Genomic DNA, 17,920 nt, shown 5'->3' on the forward strand with positions numbered 1-17,920 from the left:
GCTTGATCCCCGTGATGATGCTGCCCTCCTCGAAACCCCGCGCCTCCCGCGGTCGATGGTGTCCGTGGTGCTGCTGATACTCCCCGAAACCTACGGGGAAACCTACGGCGAAGCCTAGTGCCCTGTTAGTAATGGGCGTTCCACTCCCGCACTACCTGTTCATTCTTGTTCGTAGCCTCTTATACTGAGCAGATATGATCGGCTTTTCGGAGAGATCCCCACAAGATCCGAAGAGATCCGGAGAGATCTCAGGGAGAGGAGGCTGCGCGTGACTTCGCCGACCGCGGTCTCATGCCCTGATGACGTCGATACCTGCCTCCTTGAAGACGGTCAGCTGGGACTCGTCGGCCTGACCGTCGGTGACGAGCGTGTCGATCTCGGTCAGTTCACAGATGCGCGCAAATGCGCGTTGGCCGAGTTTCGAGCTGTCCGCGACCACGACCACCTTGGCCGCCCGGCTGACGATCAGCTGGTTGATGTTGGCCTCACCCTCGTGATGAGCGGTGGCACCGGTCTCGTCGATCCCGTCGACACCGATGAACGCGATGTCCAGCGACAGGTCGGCCAGGATGCGATGCGACAGCGGCCCGATCATCTCGTACGACTGCGGTCGCGCGACGCCTCCGGTCAGCACCATCTTCACGTGCGGACGAACGATCAGCTCGTTGGCGATGTTCAGCGCGTTGGTCACCAGCGTGAAAGCCGGTTCGCCGTGTTCGGCGGACAGCTCCGGCCGGGTCGCCAGCGTGCGCGCCACCTCGGAAATCGTCGTACCACCGTTCATGCCGATCACCATGCCGCGGCGAACCAGCGTGGACGCGGCCTGCGCGATCCGCTGCTTCTCCGAGGCGAACCGCGCGGTCTTGTAGCGCAGCGGCAAGTCGTACGACACCGCGTTCGCGACCGCGCCACCCCGGGTCCGGGTGAGGAGCTGCTGTTTACCGAGATGGTCGAGGTCCCGCCGGATCGTGGCCGCGGAGACATGCAGCTGCTCGGCCAGTTCGTCGACGTCGATGGCGCCCTTCTCGGCGAGCGCTTCGAGCAAGGTGTTCAGGCGTTCATAACGCTTCACCCAGGCTCCTCCTTCACACGTTCGGTCAGTCGGATGACTGCCGGTTCGCACCATTCGATCATGTTCGAGCAGTTTCGACCATCACCATCAGTGGAGATCTCATGACTGACACCTCTTATGTGAGCGCGGAGATCCGCACTCAGCCCGATTTGTGGCGGCAAATGAACGACTCGATTGCGCAATACGCAGCGATCCTGCCCGGTGCGGGACAGCGCGTAGCCGTCGTCGGCTGCGGTACGTCCTGGTTCATGGGCATGGCCTACGCCTGCCTGCGGGAGGACAGCGGTCAGGGCCTGACCGACGCGTTCGCAGGCTCGGAATTCCCCTTCGGCCGGCCGTACGACGCGATCGTGGTGATCAGCCGTTCGGGTACGACGACCGAGGTGCTCGACCTGATCCGCCGGACCGAGCTGCCCACGATCGCGATCACCGCCACCCCGGGCTCACCGATCGTCGAGCTGGCCGATCAGACGATCATGCTCGACTTCGCGGATGAGCAGTCGGTTGTGCAGACCAGGTTCGCCACCACGACGCTTGCACTCTTGCGCGCGTCCCTCGGTTTCGGCGAGGACCTGGTGCAGGCGGCCAAGGACGCCGAGCACGCGCTGACCGTCGACGTGACTGAACTGGCCGCGCTCGAGCAGGTGACGTACGTCGGTACGCGCTGGACCGTCGGCCTGGCCCACGAAGCGGGTCTCAAGCAGCGCGAGGCCGCCGCCGCGTGGACCGAGGCCTACCCGGCGATGGACTACCGCCACGGCCCGATCGCCATCGCCCAGCCCGGCCGTGGCGTCTGGATCTTCGGCGAGGCGCCCGCGGGTCTGCTCGACGACGTCGCCGCGACCGGCGCCACGATCGTGCACCACCCGGACCTCGACCCGATGGCGTCCCTCGTGATCGCCCAGCGCGTAGCCGTCGCCAAGGCCCTCTCCCTCGGCCTCAACCCCGACCAGCCCCGCAGCCTCACCCGCTCAGTAATCCTCGCCTGACCCGCTGTTCAGACCCGAACAGCGGCCGTGACGGGGGAGTCGAGCGCCCACCCGAGCGACCCGTAGAGCCCGAGCCCGTCCTCGGTCGCCACCAGCACGCCCCGGTCCACACCCCGCTCGACGGCGGCCCGCTCGAGCGCCGCCATCACCGTCCGCCCGAGCCCGCGCCGCCGATGCGCGGGCTCGGTCACGACCTGGTCGACGGTCATCGCGCCCCTCGCGAACGCCCCCTGCCCCCGCGCGGCGACCTCCCCATCCGCGGCGACGACCCGGACCTCGACCAACGGCCCATCACCCGCCACCTCCACGCCGTACGTCGTCTGCTGAGGCTCTGGTACGACGCTGAGGCTCTTGCTCATCAAGAATTCGGGCGGCTCGACCCGCCATCCGGCCGGCAACGCCTCGCGAACGACCTCGGGTTCGGCGCACACCTTCAGCCAGCTCCCGGTCTGCTCGAGCCTTTTCGCGAGCTCCGGCACCACGCGTACGTCGTACCGCGGCAGCACATAGCGAACGACCTGGCCGGGCCGCCCCACGTCGACCCGCAGCCCCTCCACCACCTCGACCGGCATCGCCGTACCGCGCGAAACCGCCCACCCGAACGCCCATTCCCGCACCAGTTCGTCAAGATCCATGGCGCCACTGTTCCCCATGGCACCGACAACCGGGATTAGGATCGGGCCGACCCTGGGGTCCGGGGCGAACCGGCGTGGAATGGGAGTGCGTGTGAGTCACACCGTGGTTGCCGAGCTGGTGGCGAACGTCTGGAAGGTGACCGCCAAGGCCGGGGATACCGTTGGACCCGAGGACACGCTGGTGATCCTGGAATCGATGAAGATGGAGATACCGGTGCTGGCCGAGGTGGCCGGCACAATCGTCGAGATGAAGGTCGTCGAGGGCGAGGTTGTCAACGACGGCGACCCGATAGCCGTCATAGAAGAAGACTGAACTTCGGCTGAGAAGCCGGACCGCCGGGAACTTCGCCGTGGAACGCGACGTTCACCACCCGTACAGCCGTACAAGACATTCAGGGTAAAGCCCGGGTGTCCCCGACGTGCGCAGAGGACGGTGAACGCGGCACCATGGTGGTCACGCTCATTGCACCGCAGATCGCGGATCGCAGGACGGGAACACAGGGAGGCAGCGTCGTGACAACACCCGACACCGCCTCTGCCGGGCTGCCCCAGCCCGCTCAGGCGCTGCCGAGCTGGGACGAGATCGTTCGCGATCACTCGGCCCGGGTCTATCGGCTGGCTTACCGGCTGACCGGTAACAAGCACGACGCGGAGGACCTCACCCAGGAGGTCTTCGTCCGGGTTTTCCGGTCGCTGTCGTCGTACACGCCGGGCACGTTCGAGGGCTGGCTGTACCGGATCACCACGAACCTGTTCCTCGACGGCGCCCGCCGCAAGCAGCGGATCCGCTTCGACGGTCTGCCCGAGGACGCGCACGACCGGCTGCCGGCCCGCGGGCACGGCCCGGCGGAGAAGTACGACCACGACTCGTTCGACCACGACGTGCAGAGCGCGCTGGACTCCCTTCCGGAGGACTTCCGCGCCGCCGTGGTGCTCTGCGACATCGAGGGCATGACCTATGACGAGATCGCCGACGTCCTGGACGTGAAGCTCGGAACCGTGCGTAGCCGCATCCACCGCGGCCGTTCGATGCTGCGCAAGCACCTCGAGCACCGGGCGCCGCGCGACGGACAGACCCGGGTCAGCGGCCCGCCGGCGGACGGCGCCCGCGACCCCCTCACCGCCGGAGGTGACGGCCGATGACCAGTCAGCACCCGCTCGACAAGCTCAGCGCGGCGGTCGACGGTGGGCTCGACCACGAGACCCGGGAGAAGGTGCTCAGCCATCTGGTCGGCTGTGACGCCTGCCGGGCCGAGGTGGACGAGCAGCGCCGGCTCAAGGCCCGCATGCTCGAGCTCGATACGCCAGGCCCCTCCGAGGACCTGATGCAGCGGTTGCTCGGCGTGCCCGCGTTCTCTACCGAGCCCCGCGAGGAGGTCCGGTCCGTGCTCACGCCCGCGGTCAGCCTCAGCCCGCAGCGTTCCGTCTTTCCGGCCGCGAGAACCGGTCAGACCCGCCCCGGCGGTCAGCGCCCGGCCCGCACCACCAGGCGTCGTACGACGGTGCTCGGTGCCGCTGGTTCGGCCGCCGCGGTCGCAACCCTGCTCGGTACGGCGTTCGTCATCGGTGATCCCGCTCGCGAGCAGCAGCCGCCGTTGCTGCAGCCGCCGGTGAGCAGCTTCTCCGCGGACTACGCGAGCACGATGACCGGTTATCCCTTCGGCGACCCGGCCGTTCTGCTCACCTCGCTGAACGGTCCCGCCTTCGCGAATCAGGGGTCGGTACTGCTCCAGCCGGCGGCTTCCTCCGGCCGGTAGTGATGGCCACCTCCACCAGGAACCTGTCCCGCGTCGCCGTTCTGGTCAGTACGGCGCTGCTCTCGTTCGGCCTGCCCTTGCCGCAGGCCCGGGCCGAGCAGTTGCCGCCGAGCGAGCGGGCGGATTCGCCGAGCGCGATCAAGTGGCTCGAGCGGGCCGCCTCCGCGCCGGACCGGGTCTCCTTCCACGCCACCCAGCAGGTCACCTCGTGGGGGCCGCAGGGCGCGAGTTCGGCGATGCTCGACGTGGTGCATGCCGCGCAACAGGGCTCGCAGATCACCGTGCTCGGGACGGGCGAGTCCGACGGGGTGAAGGCGTTCATCCAGCGCACCGGGCATGCCCTCGGGCCGACGGTCGACGGTGGACCGCTGTCGTTGCTCAAAGCGACGTACGAGCTGGTCCTCGCGGGTGAGGCGAGCACGATCGGGCGGGCCGCCGTGCTGGTCGAGGCCCGGCGCGACGACCAGACCCTGGCTGCACGCTTCTGGATCGACAAGGCGACGGGCCTACTGCTGCAGCGCCAGCTCTACACGGTCGACGGCTCGAAGGTGGTCCGCGCGACCGTCTTCACCGCGCTGGATGTCGGGCCCAAGCAGGAGTTCATGAGTCACCTGCCGCCGATGCTGCCCGATGGCGACGAGCCGCCGCTCGGCACCGGCGAGGCGGGCCGGCTGCGCAACGAAGGCTGGAACTGCGCCGACCAACTGCCCGCCTCGCTGCGGTTGTACGACGTGCACACCGACGAGGCGGCCGGGTCGATCCAGTTCGCGTACTCCGACGGCCTGTTCAACGTGTCGGTCTTCGAGCAGCGCGGAGGCCTCGATCCGGCCGCGCTGACGGGCTACACGGCCGCCACGACCCACGATGGCGCTCCGGTCTACGTCCGCTACGGAATGCCGTCGTACGCCGTGTGGGAGTCGCGCGGCATCGTCTACACCTTGGTCGGCGATATCCCGTTCGACGTGATGGATCAGGTCGTCGCGGCCTTCCCGCACGAGCTGCCGGAACAGCCTCGCGCCATCGACCGGATGGGCAAGGGACTGGCCAAGATGGCGTTGTGGCTCACGCCGATGGGTGCACTGTCGTCAAAGCTGGGATAATCGTAAAGAACGGGTGCTGGACAGACCCGCGACCAGATGAGACGACGACGTGAGGTGGGCCCGATGAGCTGGCACGATTCGGAGCCGACGACGCCCATCCCCACCAATCCCGACCCGAATTTGCGGCACCGCCCTGAGCCGAGGCCCTACCTGCACGCCCAGCAACAGGGCGCGCAACAGGGCCCACCACAAGGCCCGCCACAGGATCCGACCTTCAGGCCGGTCTACCAGGGACAGGCGTGGCCGACGGAGCGTCGAGGCATGTACGGCCCGCCGCCACCGCCGCTCCAGCCGATCCAGCCATGGCACCAGCAGCAGGCCATCCCGTTCGGCCCGCCGCCTTCGAGCGGCAAGAAGAACGGCCGGGTCATCGCCCTGGCAGCCGTCGTCGCACTCCTGGTCGGCCTGATCGGCGGAGCCGCCGCCGCTCTCGCCGTGGTCGCGCTCGACGACAACGTGGCCGTGGAGCCGCCCGCGATCGGTAATGGCGCCGCCCCCAGGCTGCGCACCGGTTCCGTCTCGGCCGTGGCCGCCAGCCTGTTGCCGAGCGTCGTTCAGCTCAAGGTGCAGGGCGGTGAGGACGGCGCCACCGGTTCGGGCTTCGTCATCGACGGCGAGGGCCACGTCCTCACCAACAACCACGTCGTCTCCGCCGCGGCCCAGGCCGGCGGCAAGATCCAGGTGGTCACGGACAAGGGCACGACGGCGACCGCGCGGCTCATCGGCCGCTCCCCGGCGTACGACCTGGCCGTCGTGCAGGTGACCGGCCTGTCCGCGCCGGCGGTCCAGTTCGGCCGCTCCGACAACGCCGTGGTCGGTCAGGACGTGCTGGCCATCGGTTCCCCGCTCGGCCTCGCCGGCACGGTCACGGCCGGCATCGTCTCCGCCAAGAACCGGCCCGTCACCGCGGGTGGCGAAGGCGAGATCTCGTACATCAACGCCCTCCAGACCGATGCCGCGATCAACCCGGGCAACTCCGGCGGCCCGCTGGTCGATATGACCGGCCGCGTCATCGGCGTGAACTCGGCCATCGCCACCGTGCGCGGCAGCACCGCCGGGACCAGCGGCAATATCGGTCTCGGCTTCGCCATTCCGATCGACCAGGCCCGCCGGACCGCGCAGCAGCTGATCGCGACCGGCAAGGCGTCGTACCCGGTGATCGGGGCCAACGTCGACATGCAGTTCGAGGGCGGTGCCAAGGTCACCGGCGTGAGCGCCAGTTCGCCCGCACAACGGGCCGGGCTGCGGGCGGGCGACATCATCACCGCGATCGAAGGTCAGGGCGTCACCAGCGCGGAGGCCCTGATCGTCGCCATCCGTGCCCACCAGCCCGGCGAGAACGTGCGATTGAGCTACCAGCGAGACGGTCAGGCGAGGCAGGTTTCGGTCAAGTTGGGCCAGCAGACGGGCTGACCCCCGTTCGGCCTTTGTCAGCGGCTACCCTGGCTGCGGTCCGCCCGCACGGCGCGGCCGATCGGGAGTGAGTGAGGAGCGGACATGTTCGGCATCGGGGTTCCCGAGATGATGGTGATCGGTGTCGTCGCCATTCTCGTGTTCGGCCCGGACCGGCTACCGGAGTTCGCCCGGACGGCCGGCCGCCTGCTGCGCCAGATGCGGCAGATGGTCAGCAACGCCCAGAACGATCTGCGCAACGAGCTCGGCCCCGAGTTCGCGGACCTGGACGTGCGCGATCTCAACCCGCGCAGCTTCGTCCGCAAGCACCTGCTCGAAGGTATCGACGATGACGACAACGACGCGCTGGACAAGCCCGTCGCGTCGTCCGTCGACATGATGAACGGCCGGCCGCGGCTGCCCGCCGGCCAGCCCGCGCCGTACGACTCGGAAGCTACTTGATCCGGTCGTAGACGACCTTGTCGTCGATCGTGCCGTCGCCCAACGGGAAAGCCGCCCGCTCGGTGCCGGCCAGCTCGAACCCGGCCGACTCGGCAACCCGCCGGGCGGCCTTGTTCGTCGCGGCGGTCGCGATGACCAGCCTGCGACCGCCGAAACCGCCCGCCTGGGCCGACGTGAAGTACCACTCGGCGATCCGTCGGATGGCGGCGGACATCAGCCCGCGGCCCGCTCCTTCGGGATGACCCCAGTAGCCGAGCTCGCCCTCGCCCACGAAGGTGCCCTCGGCAGGTGGCGCCGCCTCGGATAGGCGGAACAGCGTGACGTTGCCCAGGGCAACATCCGTCGCCGGATCGGCCACGCACCAGTTGAACCGCAATCCCTGCGCGGCCTGCAACCGGACGTGGCCGAGCAGCCAACGAGCCGCGCCCGCGTCGAAGGGCTGCCGGATGAACGGCAGGAAGTGCTTGGTCGCGTCGTTCGTCCGGGCCTCGCTCATCCGGGGCAGTTCGTCCTCACGCCACTCCCGCAGCCGTACGGCGGAAGACTCCAGCACCGGTACGTCGAACCAGGGCGTCTGCGGCTCGCGAGCGTCATCCCGGCCGAGCCACCCGGTCCAGGCGTCCTTCCGCACCCCTCGCTGCACGAGCAGGTTCGGAATTGTCGCGCCGAACTGGAAACCCGTCGCCCAGGCCACTCGCCGCGAGCCCCAGTTGCCGACGTGCGCCCGCCACTGCACGACGGCGAAGCCCCGACTGGTGAATCCCCACTCCAGCAGCAGCGCGACCGCGCGCTGGGCGACACCGGCACCCCGGGCCCAGCCGTCGAGCCCGTACGCGAGCTCGGCGGTGTTGCCACCCTCTGGCCGGAGTTCGACCGAACCGGCGAAGCGGCCGTCGTACTCGACGGCGAAGATGAACGCGGTCTCGGTCTGCCAGGCGGCCGGAACCCCCTTGGTGAGCCGCTCCAGCGCCTGCTGCTCGCCGTACGACAGAGGCACGCTGGTCCAGCGCACGCTCTCGGGGTCATTGCACTGGGCAACGAGCCCGGCGGCGTCGTCGGCCCGAGGCGCTCGCAGAGTGACTACACCATCGGTCAGAACCGGTACGTCCGCAGGAAATTCCACCCGCAGAGTCTCGCCCGGCCTGACCCGCCGGGCAAACCGATTAGCGGCCGGCGGGGGAGAGGCCAAGCTGGCGGCCGAGCAGGCCGCGGGGTTTGCCGCCGAGGCGGTCCGCGATCTGCGCGAGCTCCATCGCGGCCGGGGTCTCGGGATCGGCCATCGCCAGCGGCTGGCCGTTGTCGCCGCCACTGCGGAGGCGCTCGTCCAGCGGGACCTGACCCAGCAGCGGGATCGGGTAACCGAGGCGCGTCGACAGGGTCTCCGCGACCCGGGCGCCACCGCCGGAGCCGAAGATCTCGATCCGGTGCTCGGGGCCACAGTGCGGGCAGGGCAGGAACGACATGTTCTCGATCACACCGGCGACCCGCTGGTGCACCATCTGCGCCATCGTGCCGGCGCGCTCGGCCACCTCGGCGGCGGCCTCCTGCGGCGTGGTCACGACGATCACCTCGGCGCTGGTCAGCCGCTGGCCGACCGAGATCGCGATGTCTCCGGTGCCCGGCGGCAGGTCGAGCAGCAGCACGTCCAGGTCGCCCCAGTAGACGTCCGCGAGCATCTGCACCAGCGCGCGGTCCAGAATCGGGCCACGCCAAGCGACGACCTGCTCACGCTTCGGCTTCAGCATGCCGATCGAGATCACCTTCACGCCGTGCGCGGGCACCGGCATGATCATGTCCTCGACGGAAGTGGGCCGCTCGTCCGCGACGCCGAACATGGCGGGGATCGAGTGACCGTAGATGTCCGCGTCCAGCACACCGACGGACAGGCCGCGGCGGGCCATCGCGACGGCCAGGTTCACCGTTACCGAGGACTTGCCGACGCCACCCTTGCCGGAGGCGATCGCGAACACCTTGGTGAGCGAATCCGGCCGGGAGAACGGGATCTCCTTCTCCGCGTGGCCACCGCGGAGCTGGGTCTGCAGGGCCGCTCGCTGCTCGGCCGACATCACGCCGAGCTCGATCTCGACCCCGGTCACGCCCTCGACCTTGTTGACGGCGGCAGTGGTATCGCGGCGCAGCGTGTCCTTCATCGGACAGCCGGACACGGTCAGCAGGATTTTGACCGCGACAACGCCATCGGTCCGCACGACAACGGACTCGACCATGCCTAGATCGGTGATCGGTTTCTTGATCTCGGGGTCGAGCACATTCCCGAGCGCCGCGGTCACCTGGTCAACAGTGGGGGACATGTCCACCAGGCTACGCGCTGTCTCCTACTCACCCCACCACGGTCCATGTGACGTTCGTCGGCACCCGGTACCGTGACCGCTGTGCCTGTCGTCGCCGTAACGGTCTGCCCGCATCCCCCGATCCTGGTGCCGCAGGTCGCGGCCGGCGCGGCTCACGAGACCGCTGACCTTCGGATGGCCGCGATCGGGGCGGTCAAGAGCCTGGCCAACCTGGACGTCGTACTGATGATCGGCTCCGGCCCGGCCACCGGCGCGGAGTTCGGCCCGGGCCAGACCGATATGAGCGCGTACGGCGCGCGCGAGGTCGAACTCGGCATCGAGCCCAACGCGCCCCTCTCGCTACTCATCGGCGCCTGGCTGCTGCGCGAGGCAGGCGTTTCCGCGTGGTCGGGTCTGACCGTCGCCGGCGACGCGGCCCCGGCGGACTGCCTGGCCCTCGGCCGGGAGCTGGCGGCGGACCCACGCCGGATCGGCCTGCTGGTGATGGGCGACGGCTCGGCTCGGCAGAGTGAGCATGCTCCCGCGCATCTGCATCCACGCGCGGTCGCGTTCGACGACGTGGTCGCCGCGGCGCTCGCGACGGCCGATACCGCCGTACTGGTCGCGCTCGACCCGTTCATCGCCGCCGAGGTCCAGGCGGCTGGGCGGGCGCCGTGGCAGGTCCTGGCCGGAGCCGCCGAGGGGCGCGACTGGAACGCGCACCTCGACTACTCCGCGGCGCCGTACGGCGTGGCCTATTTCGTCGCGCGCTGGACCTGAACCTCAGGCAAGGCTTGAGAGGCTTCGGCCTCGGTTTCGAACGGCCCGGCCCAGCGGCAGGCGGCATCGCCGACAACCCAACCGTCCGGCGCCTCCCACACCACCAGCGCGGGCCCGCCTTCGAGATACACCGCGTCAGTTCGCACGAACCGGTAGCCCTCGGGCGCCTGCGCCTGGAGCCACTCGAACGCCTTCTCGGCCGTCGCCGCCAGCAACTCGGCATTCGCGGGATCGGCGAGCGTATGCACGCCGCACAACCGGGTGTGGGTCGGCCGCAACTCGTTCTGCCAGAGCCGCACCTGCAGCTCCTCCGGCCCGGACAGGCGACGGCCGAGGATGCGGGCGAGGCCGACGATGTCGAAGTTCAGCTCGTCGGGCGTACGGCGTCGACCGGGCTGGAGCGGTTCGCCCGGCGCGGTGCCGCGGGCGGTCCACGGACCGACGTGCCAGCGGGTGAGCGTCACACCAACCCCCGGCGGATCCCGGCCGGCTGGGCGCTTCCACGCAGTACGGCGACCATATCGAGGGTCTGCCGGGCCGCGGCCACGTCGTGCACCCGGAACACGCGGGCGCCGAGCCAAGCCGAAACCGTCAACGCCGTCAGGGTGCCGACGGCACGTTGCGACGGCGGCCGGTCCAGCGTTTCGCCGATGAAGTCCTTGTTCGAGACGGCGACCAGCACCGGCCAGCCCGTCTCCACCAACTCGTCCAGCCGGCGGGTCAGCTCGAGCGAGTGCAGGCTGTTCTTGCCGAAGTCGTGGGTCGGATCGATCACGATGCCATCGCGCCGAACGCCCAGGGCGACGGCTCGCTCGGCCAGACGGCTGACGGTCTCGACCACATCCGCGACGACGTCCGCATACGCGACGCGATGTGGATCCGTCCGCGGCACGGCACCACCCGTGTGACTGCAGACGAGGCCCGCGCCGTACTCAGCGGCCGCCTCGGCGAGCTCGGGATCGGCGCCGGACCAGGTGTCGTTGAGCAGGTCCGCGCCGGCAGCGCAGACCCGGCGGGCCACCCCGGCTCGCCAGGTGTCGACCGAGATCACCAGGTCGGGATGCCGCTCGCGCACGGCCGCGACGAAGTCCACCGTCCGGCGGATCTCCTCCTCCTCGCTGACCGGCTCGCCGTATCCCGCCTTGACCCCGCCGATATCGATCAGGTCGGCGCCATCGGCAACAGCGCGATCGACGGCCTCGAGCGCGGCGTTGTCGGCGAAGGTCGCCCCACGGTCGTAGAACGAATCGGGCGTGCGGTTCACGATCGCCATCAACGCGAACTGCTCCGGGGCGAACGTCCGTTGTCCCAGCCTGAGAGTCACTTCTTGTACTCCGGTCGCTTTCCGTCGGTCGGGGCTTCCAGGTCGTGGAGCAGGGTTTTGAGTTCGGAGCGCAGGAAGTCGCGGGTGGCGACCTCGCCGACGGACATGCGCAGCGCGGCGACCTCGCGGGCCAGGAATTCCATGTCGGCGCGGGTGCGGGCGTCCACGTCGCGATCGCGTTCGTACTGGACCCGGTCGCGAGCCTCTTGCCGGTTCTGCGCGAGGAGGATCAGGGGTGCGGCGTACGACGCTTGCAGGCTGAGCGCCAGCGTCAGGAAGATGAACGGATACTCGTCGAAGCGCAGGCTCTCCGGCCCGACGATGTTCCAGGTGACCCAGAAGAGGACCGTCGCGGTCATGTAGACCAGGAACTGGCCCGTGCCCAGGAATCGCGCGATCCGCTCGGACAACCGGCCGAACGCGTCCGCGTCGTACGCCCGGCGCCGGACCAGCGTGCGGCGTAGCTCGCGCGGAATGTCGAGCCGGTCGGCCGCACGGGTCAGCCGGCGATCCCGCTGCTCATCGGTATTCCGCTCGTCACGCGCCATCATCGCGCCCCCTCCTCGCCCAGCGACTGCTCCCGCCAGTCCTCAGGGAGCAGATGGTCCAGTACGTCGTCGACGGTCACCGCCCCCAGCAACCGTCCCTCCTCGTCGACCACCGGCGCCGCCACCAGGTTGTACGTCGCGAGGTACTTGCTCACCGCCTGCAGGCTGTCATCCGCGCGCAAGCCGTCGAGATCGGTGTCGAGCACGCCCGAGACCAGGGCGGACGGCGGTTCGCGCAGCAGGCGCTGGATGTGCCCGACGCCGATGAACCGGCCGGTCGGCGTCTCCAGCGGTGGACGGCAGACGTAGATCATGGCGGCGAGTGCCGGACTGAGATCCGCGTTCCGTACATGCGCGAGGGCGTCCGCCACGGTGGCGTCGGCGGCGAGGATGACCGGCTCGGACGTCATCAGACCACCCGCGGTCCGTTCCGAGTACGTCAGCAAACGTCGTACGTCTTCGGCCTCGTCGGGCTCCATCAACGTCAGCAGGCGCTCGGCCGTATCGCTAGGCAGCTCCGCGATCAGGTCGGCCGCGTCATCCGGGGACATCTCCTCGAGCACGTCGGCGGCGCGCTCGGTGTCCAGGCTCGCGAGGATCTCGACCTGGTCGTCCTCAGGCAGCTCTTCCAGTACGTCGGCCAGCCGCCCGTCGTCCAGGGCGCCCGCGATCTCGCTGCGCCGCTTGGACGACAGCTCGTGCAGTACGGCGGCGAGGTCGGCCGGCTTCATCGTCTCGAACGCGGCGAGCAGATGCGTCGCGCCCTGGCCCTCCTCGATCACCGCGAACCCGGTCACCTCCGACCAGTCCAGCACGTGCGTCTGGCCGCGGCGGCGGAACCGCTTCGCGCTCTCGGTGACGGCGACCTTGGACAACACCCAATCCCTGGTCCGCCACTGCTCCATCGCGGCGTCGAACACCACGGCCGACGTACCGGTCTCGCGAATGGTGACGGTCTTGTCGAGCAGTTCGCCGAGGACCAGCACCTCGGTCGGCCGCTGCTCGAAGCGGCGCATGTTGACCAGGCCGGTGGTGGTCACATGCCCGGCGTCGACCGAGGTGACCCGCGTCATCGGCAGGAAGATCCGCCGCCGGGTCGTGGTGTACACCTCCAGCACCAGGCCGAGCACTCGCGGCGGCTGCGTGTCGTGCCGGAGCATGACGACGACGTCGCGAACCTTGCCGACCTGGTCCCCGTTCGGGTCGTAAACGGGAAGACCGGCCAGCCGGGCGACATAGACGCGCGACGGGGCTCCGCTCATAAGCGAAGGCTAACCCCTCACGCCGAACCGGACCGGCCCACGCGCCCGTGCGGCGGTGGACCGGCCAGTGCCGACGGGACCTCAGTCGAGGGTCATCGCCGGGTCGGTGGCGGCGGCGATCAGCTGGGCTTCGGTGACGTCAGGCTTGGTCAGGGGCGGACGGGTGAGCTTCTCACCCGCGGCGTTGCTCCCCGTGGCGAAAACCGCGACGGTGACCGTCTGGCCGTCAGGACGAACGTAGTAGGCGACCCGACTCTGGACGTTCTTGTACGAAACACCGTTGTAGACGGTGTCCTCTGTCGTCTCGCCGACCTGGACCTTCGTACCGTCGGACAGTGTCTTCCAGGTGCAGCCGAACTTGAGGATGCTCGGTGCTTTAGCCTCTGGGGCGCAGTAGACGTTCAGCCCCTTGGTCTTGGTCACCTCGATCTGCAGGCTTCCGGTACCACCGCCTTGCTTCCAGGGCCCGAGGGTCGTGATCCCGACCAGCGGTTTGCCGGCAACATTGGGGTCGTTCTCACTGGCGCCAAGACGTGTCGAGCTGTACTTGTGCTGCGGGTCGACATGCTCGCGTACCGCCGCGCCGTGGGCGGCCGACAGCTCCTCTGGCGTGGCAGTCGCTCCGGACGTGAGTGGGGAGCCTGCGGCCCCCGCATCATCACCGAGCTGGCCGACGATGGTGTTGACTCCGATCGCCGCCATAGCGACCGCCGACATCGCGGTGAGCCCGACGCCGAGCCGACGTCGCCGAAGCCGGGAGCGACCGCGTTGGATGTCACCGGCCGCGTCGAGGCTGGTGAGCTCGGTCCAAGCCGTGCTGCCGGCCATCCGGTCCTGCAGATCTTGTTCGTTCATGCTGATTCCTCCGCCAGTTCTTCGATTCGGGTGTCGGTCAACTGACGCCGGAGGTTGTCGAGTGCCTTGGAGGATTGGCTCTTCACCGTGCCGCTGCTGATCTGCAGGTCAGCAGCGACCTCCTCGATGGTCAGCCCAAGCCAGTACCGCAGAACGAGAATCCTGCGCTGCCGGGGACCGAGGGTGGCCAGTGCCTGAACAAGCTCGTCCCGGTCTTCGCTGCCGAAGGGGGATTCCGCCGGAGTGTCCGGTAGTTCCGCGGCGGGTCGCTCCTCCCGCCGCCACGGCCGGCGGTGGGCGTCGATGCTCGCGTTCACCAGAATGCGGCGTACGTAGGCGTCCTCATTGCCACTACGCCGGATTCGCGGCCAAGCCACGTAGAGCTTGGCAAGAGCGGTCTGCACCAGGTCCTCCGCGGCGTGCCGGTCTCCGCACAGTAGGTAGGCCGTCCCCACCAGACGTGACCTGCGTATCTGCACGTACTCGGAGAACTCCCGGTCCCTCTTGCCACTTCCCAGCATCGGCAGGCCTCACCCTCGGTAGATCAGTTGACGACCGTGAATACGGAGCCCCTACCGAGAATGTTGCCTAGAACGCTAAGAAAGTTTGGGACGGCGCTTAGACCGTCGGTGCAGCGTGAACGGCCTCTTGCCCTTGGTGGTCGCCGAACTCCCGGGAGGCGTCTCCGCCCGCTCCTGTTCGTCGTACCGCCCGACGGCCTCGGTGATCTCTCCAGTCGGTTCAAGCACCAGGAGATCCGCCGAGGCCTTCCAGCGTTCGAGCTGGTTGTCGAGGTCTGAGGCGTTCAGACGTTCCGTACGCAACACCTGTGCGGCAGCGATCCACTCGTCCGACCCGGGCTCCAGGCGCCGTACTGACGCCTTCCAGCTGGCGAGGCGGCTAGTGGCGGGCTTGGCCGGTACGACGACCTCAGCGGATCCGGCAGCCGCCAACCCCGGCAGCGGCTGCTCATCCCCGTCCGAGCCCTCATCCCCGTCAGAGGCCTCTGAGGCGTCTGAGCCATCAGCGAGTACGACGTACGTGCCGTTAACCGTGGCGAACCAGGCCGGCGCCGGCCGACGTCCGTCCCAGGACAACCAGACCAGCCCGGCCTTCTTCATCACCCCGGCGATCTCCGCCTCGACCTCGCTCACCCGGCCAGCCTAGACCCCCGCAGTCTCGCGAACCGGCTCAGCCGCGGCAGGCGACTCGTCCGGCTGGAGGGCTGGACGGGTCGGCCACCAGAAGCGCTCGCCGACGTCGATGGCCAGCATCGGCACCAGCAACGGCCGTACGACGAAGGTGTCGAGCAGTACGCCGAGGGCGATCAGGATGCCCATCTCCGTCATCGACACCAGCGGCAGCACCGCCAACGCCAGGAACGTCGCGGCGAGCACGATGCCCGCGCTGGTGATCACCCCACCCGTGACCGCCAAGCCGTTGATCACACCCTCGCGATGACCGTGTTTGGCGACCTCCTCCCGGGTTCGATGGGCCAGGAAGATGTTGTAGTCGACCCCGAGCGCCACCAGCAGTACGAACCCGAGCAACATCCACGAGTCGTCCACCCCGGCGAATCCCATCGGCCCGGAGAACAGCAGCCACGAAGCACCTACGGCAGCGCCGAACGACAGCACAACGGTTGCCACCAGCAACAAGGGTGCGACCAGGGAACGCAGCAGCAGGACCAGCACGATGACGATCACACCCAGCACCAACGGCGGCACCCAGGTCCGGTCATGGTCGGAGGCCGTGGCGATGTCGTACGCCGAGGCGGGTTCGCCGCCGATCTTCGCGTCCGCGCCGGGTACGGCGTGTACGGCCGCGCGCAGACGCTCCACGATCGGCCCGGTCTTCTCGGGATCGGACTCGGTCAGTACGGCGGAGATCTTCACCAACTGGCCATCCGTCGACTTCACGGGCGGCGCGACCTGGCCGACGCCGTCGGTAGCCGTTGCGGCCGCGGTCACCGCTGATGCCGACGAGGCGTTCGCGACGATCTCGGCCGGGGCCGCCTGGCCGGACGGGAAGTGCTTCTCCATCATCTGCTGGCCGACGACCGCGTCAGGGGTGTTGCGGAACTGGTCGGCGAATCCGAGGCCCGTGTCCACCGTGAACGCGGCTACGCCGAAGGACGCCAGCACGGCCGCCGTACCGACCCAGACCAGACGCGGACGACGGGCCGCACGACGGCCGACGGCACCCCAGGCAGTGCGGGTCTCGTTGACCTCGGTGTGCGGGTGCGGGCGCTTCGGCCAGAAGACCCAGCGGCCGAAGACGACCATCAGTGCCGGCAGCAGGGTCGTGATGGCGAGGAGGGCGCAGACCACGCCGACGGCAGCGACCGGGCCGAGACCGGCGTTCGAGGACAGGTCGGCGATCAGCAGGCAGAGCATGCCCAGGGCAACGGTCGCGGACGACGCGATGATCGCGGGACCACTGCGGTGCAAGGCGACGGCCATCGCGTGATGCCGATCCTCGTGTATGTGCAGCTCTTCCCGGTAACGGGCCAAGAGCAACAATGCGTAGTCCGTGCCGGCCCCGAAGACCAATACTGGAAGGATTCCCGCGGTCTGCCCGTTGACCGTCAGGCCGGCGTTGTCGGCCAGCAGATAGACGACCGACATCGCCGTGACGGTGGCGATCGCGGCCGAGATCAGCGGCAACATCCAGAGCACGGGACTGCGGTAGATCAGCAACAGCAGGATCGCGACCACGATCGCGGCGGCCGCGAACAACGTGGTGTCCGTGCCTTCGAACGAGCTGACAAAGGCCTCCATACCACCGGCCGGACCGGAGACCTTCGCCTCGAGACCAGGTGGCGCGCGGTCGGTCAGCTTCTGCAGCTCCTTCACCTGGTCGAGCGCGTGCTCGTCGCTCAACGGCACGGTCAGCAGCATCGCCTTGCCGTCCTCGGACGGGATCGCCGGCGGCATCGCGCCGACCGCCATCGGCGTGACCTCCTGGCGGTTCTGCTCGATGACGGCCTTGTCGGCGGCGGTCAGACCCGACTCGCGCTGATAGACGATGACGGCCGGGACCAGGTCGGAACCCTCGAACCGGGCCAGCAACTCCGTCGCGGCGGTCGACTCGGCGCTGGCCGGCAACCAGGCCGCCGCGTCGTTCTTCTCGACCTCGCCCATCTTGCCCGCAAGGGGGCCTAGGGCAACTATTGCGACGATCCAGGCGACCAGTACGAGCCACTTGGTCCGGCGGCCGGCGATGAACGACGCGACCCTTCCCGGTGGTGCGAGATGGGCGGCATCCACTGTGGTGGGCGCGGCACTGGGCGACTCGCTGGGCACACGGGTATCCATGGCAGTACTCCTCGAGGGCAGGGCGACTCGGACCCGTCGAGCGTCTCGCCCGCGCGGCCGCCACCCCATCCGGTAACACCCCTGCCATCCCCGGGCGTGACCCCGGCCACATCCCAGGCCTCGGGTGAGGGATGTCACC

20 protein-coding genes are annotated in these 17,920 nt (G+C 69.0%); 8 read left to right on the forward strand and 12 right to left on the reverse strand.

Translation table 11 applies throughout. From position 1 onward, the window contains the following. Positions 1-289: 289 nt before the first annotated feature. Positions 290-1,072, reverse strand: a complete 783-nt coding sequence (locus tag OG394_RS35855) for a DeoR/GlpR family DNA-binding transcription regulator (RefSeq protein ID WP_328991693.1) — start codon at positions 1,070-1,072, stop codon at positions 290-292. Positions 1,073-1,173: 101 nt separating this feature from the next. Between OG394_RS35855 and OG394_RS35860 the strand changes: the two genes are divergently transcribed. Continuing rightward, positions 1,174-2,061: an SIS domain-containing protein gene (locus tag OG394_RS35860; RefSeq protein WP_328991695.1), complete on the forward strand. Its 888-nt coding sequence runs from the start codon at positions 1,174-1,176 to the stop codon at positions 2,059-2,061. Between the two features lie 8 nt (positions 2,062-2,069). Here OG394_RS35860 and OG394_RS35865 read toward each other — a convergent pair whose 3' ends face one another. Continuing rightward, on the reverse strand, positions 2,070-2,696 hold the full coding sequence (locus OG394_RS35865; RefSeq protein WP_328991696.1) for a GNAT family N-acetyltransferase: 627 nt from the start codon (positions 2,694-2,696) through the stop codon (positions 2,070-2,072). A 91-nt stretch (positions 2,697-2,787) separates the two neighbouring features. Here OG394_RS35865 and OG394_RS35870 point away from each other — a divergent pair, with 91 nt between their 5' ends. The 6 genes from OG394_RS35870 (at position 2,788) to OG394_RS35895 (ending at position 7,407) form a co-directional block, all read left to right on the forward strand. Next, a complete protein-coding gene (locus OG394_RS35870; RefSeq protein ID WP_328991697.1) occupies positions 2,788-3,009 on the forward strand; it encodes a biotin/lipoyl-binding carrier protein in 222 nt (73 codons plus the stop codon). Between the two features lie 134 nt (positions 3,010-3,143). Next, positions 3,144-3,839, forward strand: a complete 696-nt coding sequence (gene sigE, locus OG394_RS35875) for an RNA polymerase sigma factor SigE (RefSeq protein ID WP_442914253.1) — start codon at positions 3,144-3,146, stop codon at positions 3,837-3,839. Next, positions 3,836-4,453, forward strand: a complete 618-nt coding sequence (locus OG394_RS35880; protein ID WP_328991699.1) for an anti-sigma factor family protein — start codon at positions 3,836-3,838, stop codon at positions 4,451-4,453. Before sigE ends, OG394_RS35880 begins: the two co-directional genes overlap by 4 nt. 2 nt (positions 4,454-4,455) lie before the next feature. After that, positions 4,456-5,553, forward strand: a complete 1,098-nt coding sequence (locus OG394_RS35885; RefSeq protein WP_328991701.1) for a sigma-E factor regulatory protein RseB domain-containing protein — start codon at positions 4,456-4,458, stop codon at positions 5,551-5,553. Positions 5,554-5,616: 63 nt separating this feature from the next. Next, the gene (locus OG394_RS35890; protein WP_328991702.1) at positions 5,617-6,966 is read left to right on the forward strand and encodes a S1C family serine protease; all 1,350 of its coding nucleotides are present in this window, start codon (positions 5,617-5,619) and stop codon (positions 6,964-6,966) included. Between the two features lie 84 nt (positions 6,967-7,050). Beyond that, positions 7,051-7,407, forward strand: coding sequence for a sec-independent translocase (locus OG394_RS35895; protein WP_328991703.1), 357 nt, complete (start codon positions 7,051-7,053; stop codon positions 7,405-7,407). On the opposite strand, the gene OG394_RS35900 is transcribed toward OG394_RS35895, so the two are convergent. Together OG394_RS35900 and OG394_RS35905 are read right to left on the reverse strand one after the other, a co-directional pair. Next, a complete protein-coding gene (locus tag OG394_RS35900; RefSeq protein WP_328991704.1) occupies positions 7,400-8,530 on the reverse strand; it encodes a GNAT family N-acetyltransferase in 1,131 nt (376 codons plus the stop codon). The two genes, OG394_RS35895 and OG394_RS35900, sit on opposite strands and share 8 nt — an antisense overlap. Positions 8,531-8,570: 40 nt before the next feature. Further along, positions 8,571-9,716, reverse strand: coding sequence for an Mrp/NBP35 family ATP-binding protein (locus OG394_RS35905; RefSeq protein WP_328991705.1), 1,146 nt, complete (start codon positions 9,714-9,716; stop codon positions 8,571-8,573). A gap of 81 nt (positions 9,717-9,797) precedes the next feature. On the opposite strand from OG394_RS35905, the gene OG394_RS35910 reads away from it, so the two are divergent. Next, the gene (locus tag OG394_RS35910) at positions 9,798-10,475 is read left to right on the forward strand and encodes a class III extradiol dioxygenase subunit B-like domain-containing protein (RefSeq protein WP_328991706.1); all 678 of its coding nucleotides are present in this window, start codon (positions 9,798-9,800) and stop codon (positions 10,473-10,475) included. Here OG394_RS35910 and OG394_RS35915 read toward each other — a convergent pair. From OG394_RS35915 to OG394_RS35950, 8 genes are all read right to left on the reverse strand, one after another. After that, complete coding sequence (locus tag OG394_RS35915; protein WP_328991708.1) at positions 10,451-10,939, reverse strand: hypothetical protein; 489 nt, start codon at positions 10,937-10,939, stop codon at positions 10,451-10,453. The two genes, OG394_RS35910 and OG394_RS35915, sit on opposite strands and share 25 nt — an antisense overlap. Continuing rightward, positions 10,936-11,799: a dihydropteroate synthase gene (gene folP / locus OG394_RS35920; RefSeq protein WP_328991709.1), complete on the reverse strand. Its 864-nt coding sequence runs from the start codon at positions 11,797-11,799 to the stop codon at positions 10,936-10,938. Before folP ends, OG394_RS35915 begins: the two co-directional genes overlap by 4 nt. Beyond that, positions 11,796-12,347, reverse strand: a complete 552-nt coding sequence (locus tag OG394_RS35925) for a DUF1003 domain-containing protein (protein WP_328996902.1) — start codon at positions 12,345-12,347, stop codon at positions 11,796-11,798. Before OG394_RS35925 ends, folP begins: the two co-directional genes overlap by 4 nt. Next, positions 12,347-13,609 (reverse strand): magnesium transporter MgtE N-terminal domain-containing protein, encoded by a 1,263-nt coding sequence (locus tag OG394_RS35930; protein WP_328991710.1) that lies wholly within the window; start codon positions 13,607-13,609, stop codon positions 12,347-12,349. Before OG394_RS35930 ends, OG394_RS35925 begins: the two co-directional genes overlap by 1 nt. Before the next feature lie 81 nt (positions 13,610-13,690). Next, the gene (locus OG394_RS35935) at positions 13,691-14,464 is read right to left on the reverse strand and encodes a hypothetical protein (RefSeq protein WP_328991711.1); all 774 of its coding nucleotides are present in this window, start codon (positions 14,462-14,464) and stop codon (positions 13,691-13,693) included. Beyond that, the gene (locus OG394_RS35940) at positions 14,461-14,985 is read right to left on the reverse strand and encodes a SigE family RNA polymerase sigma factor (protein WP_328991712.1); all 525 of its coding nucleotides are present in this window, start codon (positions 14,983-14,985) and stop codon (positions 14,461-14,463) included. Before OG394_RS35940 ends, OG394_RS35935 begins: the two co-directional genes overlap by 4 nt. 75 nt (positions 14,986-15,060) lie before the next feature. Next, the gene (locus OG394_RS35945) at positions 15,061-15,618 is read right to left on the reverse strand and encodes a hypothetical protein (protein ID WP_328991713.1); all 558 of its coding nucleotides are present in this window, start codon (positions 15,616-15,618) and stop codon (positions 15,061-15,063) included. Between the two features lie 9 nt (positions 15,619-15,627). Continuing rightward, positions 15,628-17,781, reverse strand: a complete 2,154-nt coding sequence (locus OG394_RS35950) for an MMPL family transporter (RefSeq protein ID WP_328991715.1) — start codon at positions 17,779-17,781, stop codon at positions 15,628-15,630. Positions 17,782-17,920 lie beyond the last annotated feature (139 nt).

The organism is Kribbella sp. NBC_01245 (genome assembly GCF_036226525.1).
Lineage (GTDB): Bacteria > Actinomycetota > Actinomycetes > Propionibacteriales > Kribbellaceae > Kribbella.